General features: G+C 73.3%; 6 protein-coding genes. 4 read left to right on the forward strand and 2 right to left on the reverse strand.

Going from position 1 to position 6641, the window contains the following annotated elements:
* Positions 1-569 precede the first annotated feature (569 nt).
* Both AB0N63_RS35955 and AB0N63_RS35960 read left to right on the forward strand, forming a co-directional pair.
* Positions 570-1361: a SigB/SigF/SigG family RNA polymerase sigma factor gene (locus tag AB0N63_RS35955; RefSeq protein WP_365536204.1), complete on the forward strand. Its 792-nt coding sequence runs from the start codon at positions 570-572 to the stop codon at positions 1359-1361.
* A gap of 367 nt (positions 1362-1728) precedes the next feature.
* A complete protein-coding gene (locus AB0N63_RS35960) occupies positions 1729-2535 on the forward strand; it encodes a VOC family protein (protein ID WP_365536206.1) in 807 nt (268 codons plus the stop codon).
* 79 nt (positions 2536-2614) lie between these two features.
* Here AB0N63_RS35960 and glgX read toward each other — a convergent pair whose 3' ends face one another.
* Entirely contained in the window at positions 2615-4771 is a 2157-nt protein-coding gene (glgX, locus tag AB0N63_RS35965; RefSeq protein ID WP_365536208.1) for a glycogen debranching protein GlgX, read from the reverse strand.
* Positions 4768-5280, reverse strand: coding sequence for a pep a2 (locus tag AB0N63_RS35970; RefSeq protein ID WP_365536210.1), 513 nt, complete (start codon positions 5278-5280; stop codon positions 4768-4770). The genes glgX and AB0N63_RS35970 overlap by 4 nt, the downstream gene beginning before the upstream one ends.
* A gap of 327 nt (positions 5281-5607) precedes the next feature.
* On the opposite strand from AB0N63_RS35970, the gene AB0N63_RS35975 reads away from it, so the two are divergent.
* Complete coding sequence (locus AB0N63_RS35975) at positions 5608-5973, forward strand: DUF5133 domain-containing protein (RefSeq protein ID WP_365536212.1); 366 nt, start codon at positions 5608-5610, stop codon at positions 5971-5973.
* Positions 5974-6054: 81 nt separating this feature from the next.
* Positions 6055-6641, forward strand: a 587-nt coding sequence (locus AB0N63_RS35980; protein WP_365536214.1) for a maltotransferase domain-containing protein, incomplete at its 3' end; no start/stop codon positions are given.

A 6641-nucleotide genomic window follows, 5' to 3' on the forward strand; every position in this document is an offset into this window, starting at 1 on the left:
CGCGGACCACCGCCCGGGGCGCGCCGGGCGGACGGCCGGGGCCCGAGGGGCGGTGCGGACAGACGAGCGCCCGCGCGCGGCTCCGCGCCCCGCGCGGCCCCACGGCCGGCGGTCACCGGGCCCGACCACCCGTGGCTCCCGGCACCCGGGGCCCGGATCCGCCGGCAGCCCGCCCGGCTTGGGCCTCCGCCCCCGGCCGGATCGCGGGCCGCGCGGGCGGGCCGCCCGGCGGCTCGCCCGCGCGGCCCGCGGACCGGCGACCGCCCCGCGGACCCCCGGTGGCCCGCCGCGCCACGCCTTTCCCCGTTCTTGAATTGCGCAGCATTCCCCTGCGGTGGCGATTCGCCGGGGTCGGGTCGAGAATTGAGGTTCATGCGGCCGTGTACGGTCGGGCGCATTTCGGAACGGTTCCGAAATCCCCGGCCTCGGTACTCCGCATTCCAGTGCTTCGGACCGGAGGCACGTCCGTGGGAGCCGGCGCGCCGGGGCCCCGATGTCCTCCGGGAGCCCCGTGCCCACGTCTCCCGCGGTGTCCGTCCATCCAGCACCTGCTGAGGGAGGCGCAGCGTATGCGTACCACCGGCAGAACCAAGTCCCACCCGCACGACGACGCCCCAGACACCGCGGCGGCCTTCCAGCGGCTCGCGACGCTGCCCGACGGCCCCGAGCGCAAGGCGCTGCGGGACGATCTGGTCCAGGTGTGGCTGCCCATGGCCGAGCGGATCGCGGTCCGGTTCCGCGGGCGCGGCGAGGCCCTGGAGGATCTGTACCAGGTGGCGGCACTCGGCCTGGTGAAGGCCGTCGACCACTACGATCCCGCGCGCGGCTACGCGTTCGAGGCGTACGCCGTGCCGACCGTGACCGGCGAGATCAAGCGGCACTTCCGCGACCACATGTGGACCCTGCACGTGCCGCGCCGGGTGCAGGACCTGCGCAACCGGGTGCGGCGGGCCGCCAAGGAGCTGGCCCAGACGACGCCGGGCCGGCCGCCGACCGTCGCCGAGATCGCCGAGTTCACCCAACTGAGCGTGGCCGACGTGCGCACCGGCATGGAGGCCCTGGACTGCTTCGCCGCGCTGTCGCTGGAGGCCGAGGTCCCGGGGACCGACGGCTACGCGCTCGGCGACGGTCTCGGCGAGGCCGACCCGCGCTACGACCTCGTGGTGGACCGGGTGGCCGTACGGCCCTGCCTGGAGGCGCTGCCCGAGCGCGAGCGCATGATCCTCTACCTGCGGTTCTTCCGGGGGATGACGCAGAGCCGGATAGCGCAGCAGCTCGGCATCTCGCAGATGCACGTGTCCCGCCTGCTCAGCGGCTGTTTCGCACAGTTGCGCGAGGAGCTGCTGGCCGAGACGGGGTGAGGGCGAGAGGTGGGGACGAGCCCCCGGCGGAGAGTAACCCGGCGGGCGAGTCCCCCCGGCGAGTTCTGACGTTCGGGCGAACCGGACGGCCTGCCCTGCGAACAGGCCCGCCGAGTGGGCCGTACCCCCCACCGGTCGAGTGAGCCGGACCGGTGCGCCGGACGAGTGACCCGTGCGGATCGAGCCGAGGCGGTAGGCCGCACAGGTGAAGCACGCAGGTGCGGCACCAGCCGCCCGCACCCCGCTCCGGGGCCGCCCGGCCGCCGTTTCGGGGACACGCGGAGGGTACTCGGCAGGCGCCCCCGGGGCGCCGGTCGGACACTGGTGTCTGACCGGTGGCCACCGGCCGACGAGACCAGGACGTGCCATGAACCACGACGCGACACCCTCCGACACCCCCTCCGCCGGCGTCGTCTCCACCCGGACGGTGTGCGGTGCGCCGTGCTGGGTCAGTCTGACCAGCCGCGATCTGGAGGCGACGGAGGAGTTCTACCGGGCGGTGCTGGGCTGGGAGTGGCGCTCGGCCAAGCTCGGCGACCGCTTCCGCATCGCCCTGGTCGACGGGGCGCCGGTGGCCGGGATCGCGGCGGTGGCCTCGATGTGGCAGATGGCGGTGGCGTGGACACCGTACTTCGCGGTGCCGAGCGCGGACGACGCGGTCTCGCGGGCGCAGGAGCGCGGCGGCACGGCGGCCGTCGGCCCGATCTCCCTGCCGCCCGGGCGGGCCGCGCTGCTGGCCGACCGGGACGGCGCGACCTTCGGGATCTGGGAGGGCGACCTGTTCACCGACTGGGAGACCTGGCGCAAGGCCGCGCCGGCCTTCATCCGGCTGCACACCCGGGACGCCTTCGACGCCGCGATCTTCTACGGCGAGGTCCTGGACTGGGCCTCCGAGCGGCCGGGCTGCGTCGAGGTCCGCTACGAGGGCGAGGAAGTGGTGCTGCGCAGCCACGGCGAGATCGTGGCCCGCATCGAGTCGGGGGCGCTGGGGGCGGCCCCCGATCCCACGATCCGGCCGCACTGGCAGATCCACTTCCGGGTCGCCGACGTGGCCGCCTGCGCGCGGGCCGCCGAGAGCCACGGCGGCAGCGTCCTGCGCGAGGGCCCCGAGGAGGTCGTGCTGCGCGACGCCGACGGGGCGCAGTTCACGGTCACCTCCCGCCGCGAGGCCTGACACCCCCCTCGCCCGCTTCCCCCGTACAGGCCGGGGGCGGCCCCCGGCCTGTACGGCGCTCCGGCCCGTGCGGCCCCCGTCAGCCGGGCCGTTTCGTGCGCGGCGGGCGGGACAGCAGGACCAGGCTGCGCGCCTCCACGCACACTTCGCCGCCGGGCTTGTGCTCCGCCTCGTCCGGGGGACCCTGCGGTTCGGCGGTGTCGATGAGCGCGGTCCAGCGGTCGCCGTAGGCGGGGCCGGGCAGCCGGAAGTCGACCGGTTCCCAGTAGCCGTTGAGCAGCAGCAGGAACGAGTCGTCCACCACGGGCCGGCCGTGCGGATCGGGTTCGGCGATCGCGTCGCCGTTGAGGAAGACCATCAGGGAGTGCGCGTCGGAGCGCTGCCAGTCCTCCTCGGCCATCTCGTGGCCGTCCGGCAGCAGCCACACCAGGTCGGGCAGCGGCTGGTCGTCGCGGGTCGCCGTCTCGCCCTGGAAGAACCGGCGGCGGCGCAGCACGGGGTGGGCGGTGCGCAGGCCGATGACGTGGCGGGTGAAGTCGGCGAGCCGGCGCTGCTCCCCGGTCAGCCGCCAGTCGATCCAGGAGACCTCGTTGTCCTGGCAGTAGGCGTTGTTGTTGCCGCCCTGGGTGCGGCCCAGCTCGTCGCCGTGGCAGAGCATCGGGATGCCCTGCGAGAGCAGCAGCGTGGCGAGGAAGTTGCGCTGCTGACGGGCGCGCAGTTCGAGGATCGCGGGGTCGTCGGTGTCGCCCTCGGCGCCGCAGTTCCAGGACCGGTTGTTGCTCTCGCCGTCCCGGTTGCCCTCGCCGTTGGCCTCGTTGTGCTTTTCGTTGTACGAGACGAGGTCGCGCAGGGTGAACCCGTCGTGCGCGGTGACGAAGTTGACGCTGGCGCGCGGCCGGCGCCGGTTGTGGGCGTACAGGTCGGAGGAGCCGGTCAGCCGGGACGCGAAGTCGCCGAGGGTGTGCTCCTCACCGCGCCAGAAGTCCCGTACCGCGTCGCGGTACAGGCCGTTCCACTCCGACCACAGGGGCGGGAAGTTGCCCACCTGGTAGCCGCCCTCGCCGACGTCCCAGGGCTCCGCGATCAGCTTGACGCGGCTGATCACCGGATCCTGCTGGATCAGGTCGAAGAACGCCGAGAGCCGGTCCACCTCGTGGAACTGCCGGGCCAGCGTGGCCGCGAGGTCGAAGCGGAAGCCGTCCACGTGCATCTCGGTGACCCAGTAGCGCAGCGAGTCCATGATCAGCTGGAGCACGTAGGGGTGGCGCATCAGCAGGCTGTTGCCCGTGCCGGTGGTGTCGTAGTAGTGCGCCCAGTCGCCGTCCACGAGGCGGTAGTACGAGGCGTTGTCGATGCCCCGGAAGGAGAGCGTGGGGCCCTTCTCGTTGCCCTCGGCGGTGTGGTTGTAGACCACGTCGAGGATCACCTCGAGACCGGCCGCGTGCAGCGCCTTGACCATCGACTTGAACTCGGTGACCTGCTGGCCGCGGGTGCCGTGGGCGGCGTAGTCGTTGTGCGGGGCGAAGAAGCCGATGGTGTTGTAACCCCAGTAGTTGGTCAGGCCCCGGCCCTGGAGAACGCCGTCGTGGACGAACTGGTGCACCGGCATCAGTTCGACCGCCGTGACCCCGAGCTTGGTCAGGTGCTCGATCACCGCGGGGTGGGCGAGCCCGGCGTAGGTGCCGCGCAGCTCGGGCGGGACGTCGGGGTGGGTGCGGGTGAGCCCGCGCACGTGCGCCTCGTAGATCACGCTGTCGGAGTAGGCGCGCCGCGGCGGGCGGTCGTCGCCCCAGTCGAAGGCCGGGTCGGTGACGACGCCGAGCATGGTGCGCCCTGCGCTGTCGGCGGGGTCGGGGCCGTGCGGGGCGCGTTCGTAGAGCGAGGGGTGCTCGTCCATCCGCCCGTCCACGGCCCGCGCGTAGGGGTCCAGGAGCAGCTTCTTCGGGTTGCAGCGGTGGCCGGCGGCCGGGTGCCAGGGGCCGTGCACCCGGTAGCCGTAGCGCTGGCCGGGTCCGACGCCGGGCAGATAGCCGTGCCACACGAAGCCGTCGGCCTCGGTGAGGGGGACGGCGCGGTGGGCGCCGGCGTCGTCCACGAGGACGAGGTCCACGCGGTCGGCGACCTCGCTGAACAGCGCGAAGTTGGTGCCCTCGCCGTCGTAGGCGGCCCCCAGCGGGTAGGGGTGCCCGCTCCACACGGGAACGGGCACCCCTTTGCGTCTCTTGCGCCCCGTCACCGGGCCGCCTCCAGGACGTCCAGGGGGCCGCGGGCGGGCTGGGCGAGGGTGACGACCGGCAGTTCGCGCGGGGTCTTGAGGCCCTCGGTGAGGGTGGGGGTCGGAGCCTTCGGGACCAACGGGACGCGCACTCCGGCACGGGCCCGCTGCGAGAACCAGATGATCTTGCTGCCGGTCTCGGCGGCGCAGCACCCCCAGCCGTCGCTCGTCGCCGCGATGCGGGCCAGGCAGGCGCGCAGGTCCTGGTCGGGACGCAGATCGTGGTTGTTCTCCCCGACCGCGGTGATGAGGTGCTGGCCGGTCCACCACATCTCGATGGACGTGTGCTTGTCCCTCGCGTGTTCGTCGATGGCCTTCAGCAGCATCTCGGCGCCGCCGCACACGGGTTCGACGAGATCCTCCAGGTCCCAGAACCGAAGGTGCGCGGCCAGGATGCGCCTGACCTGGCCGACCCGTTCCGGGCTGACTTCCACGTCGAGGTGGTAGTAGCAGGGCACTGCGGTCTTCATCGTCGTTGGCTCCTCACCGGCGGGGCTCGCGCTCCCCGTTCCGCCCCTGTGGGCGAATCCCCGAGCACGAAGCGTGAGCATGTGTTGCCTCTGAGTCAGATCCACCCTGCGGCCGCTACGCCATTCGTGCAACACGAGCGGCTCCGACCGGGGCGAACGTGCCGAGGCGCTGGTTGAAGTCCCAACAGGACGGTGAGTCGTTGAACGTGCACCATGAGTGAAAGTCTCGAGCGCCGTGAACGGGACCCGTGCCTGTGCGTGCGCGGTCTCCGCCCCGATCGTCGGGGAAACGTGCCCATCGAGCGCTTCCGAAAGGTGAACGGCGCCATGCTGCTACCCGCCAAGACCGAAGTCGCCCGGCATCTGCGGCGCTACCGGGCGTGGGAACGCGCGATGCTCGCGTCTCCCGAGGACCGCAGGGTGCGAGTCACGTTCGAGGACGCCGGCTACACCCTGTGCGTGCTGATGGGCAAGCGCTGCGCACGGGAGGCGGCGGACGCCGCGGAGCGCTATCTGCGCACCAACGTCGTCACGTATCTGCGTGAGCAGAGCGCTCCGCGGCCGCATGTGGCGGCGGTCGCGGGACGCGGCCGCCACAGGCCCGGCACGGTCCGGGCGACGGAGGCGCGGGCCGCGGAGAAGCGGCCGGCGGAGGTCCGCACCGGCGAGACGGCGTCCCCGGCCGGGGCGTAACGGCCCCAGCGCCCCGCACCCAGCGGTATCCGGTTCCCGGCCGGGCGCGAGCCCGGCCGCAAGCACTGTGGAGGTGACACCATGAGTTCGACCCCGAGTCCGACCGCGGTCATCGGCCGCGTTCCGGTGCGGGACGTGCGTCCGGCCGTGGAGTACGGCAAGCGCCCGGCCAAGGCGGTGACCGGCGAGACGTTCCAGGTCACCGCCACCGTGTTCCGCGAGGGCCACGACGCCGTGGCCGCCAACGTGGTGCTGACCGATCCCGAGGGCCGTCCGGGTCCGTGGACGCCGATGCGGGAGCTGGCTCCCGGCACCGACCGCTGGGGCGCCGAGGTGACGCCGGGTGCGCCGGGGCGGTGGACCTATCACGTGGAGGCCTGGAGCGACCCGGTCGCCACCTGGCGGCACACGGCCTCCATCAAGGTGCCGGCCGGGATCGACGCCGGGCTGGTCCTGGAGGAGGGCGCCGAGCTGCACGCCCGCGCCGCGGCCGGGGTGCCCGAGGGGCCGGAACGCGCGACGGTGCTGGACGCCGTGCGGGTGATGGAGGACGACTCACTGCCCGTCATGACACGGCTGGCGGCGGCGCTCACGCCGGAGGTGACCGAGGTCCTCACCCGGCATCCGCTGCGCGAGCTGGTGACCTCCTGCGACCCGCTGCCCCTCCA

The sequence above is a fragment of the Streptomyces sp. NPDC093260 genome (genome assembly GCF_040683715.1).
In the GTDB taxonomy this organism is placed as follows: domain Bacteria; phylum Actinomycetota; class Actinomycetes; order Streptomycetales; family Streptomycetaceae; genus Streptomyces; species Streptomyces sennicomposti.

Coding starts and splice junctions, on each gene's coding strand:
- AB0N63_RS35955 (WP_365536204.1), top strand. CDS start 570: ATGCGTACCACCGGCAGAACCAAGTCCCACCCGCACGACGACGCCCCA.
- AB0N63_RS35960 (WP_365536206.1), top strand. CDS start 1,729: ATGAACCACGACGCGACACCCTCCGACACCCCCTCCGCCGGCGTCGTC.
- AB0N63_RS35970 (WP_365536210.1), bottom strand. CDS start 5,280: ATGAAGACCGCAGTGCCCTGCTACTACCACCTCGACGTGGAAGTCAGC.
- AB0N63_RS35975 (WP_365536212.1), top strand. CDS start 5,608: ATGCTGCTACCCGCCAAGACCGAAGTCGCCCGGCATCTGCGGCGCTAC.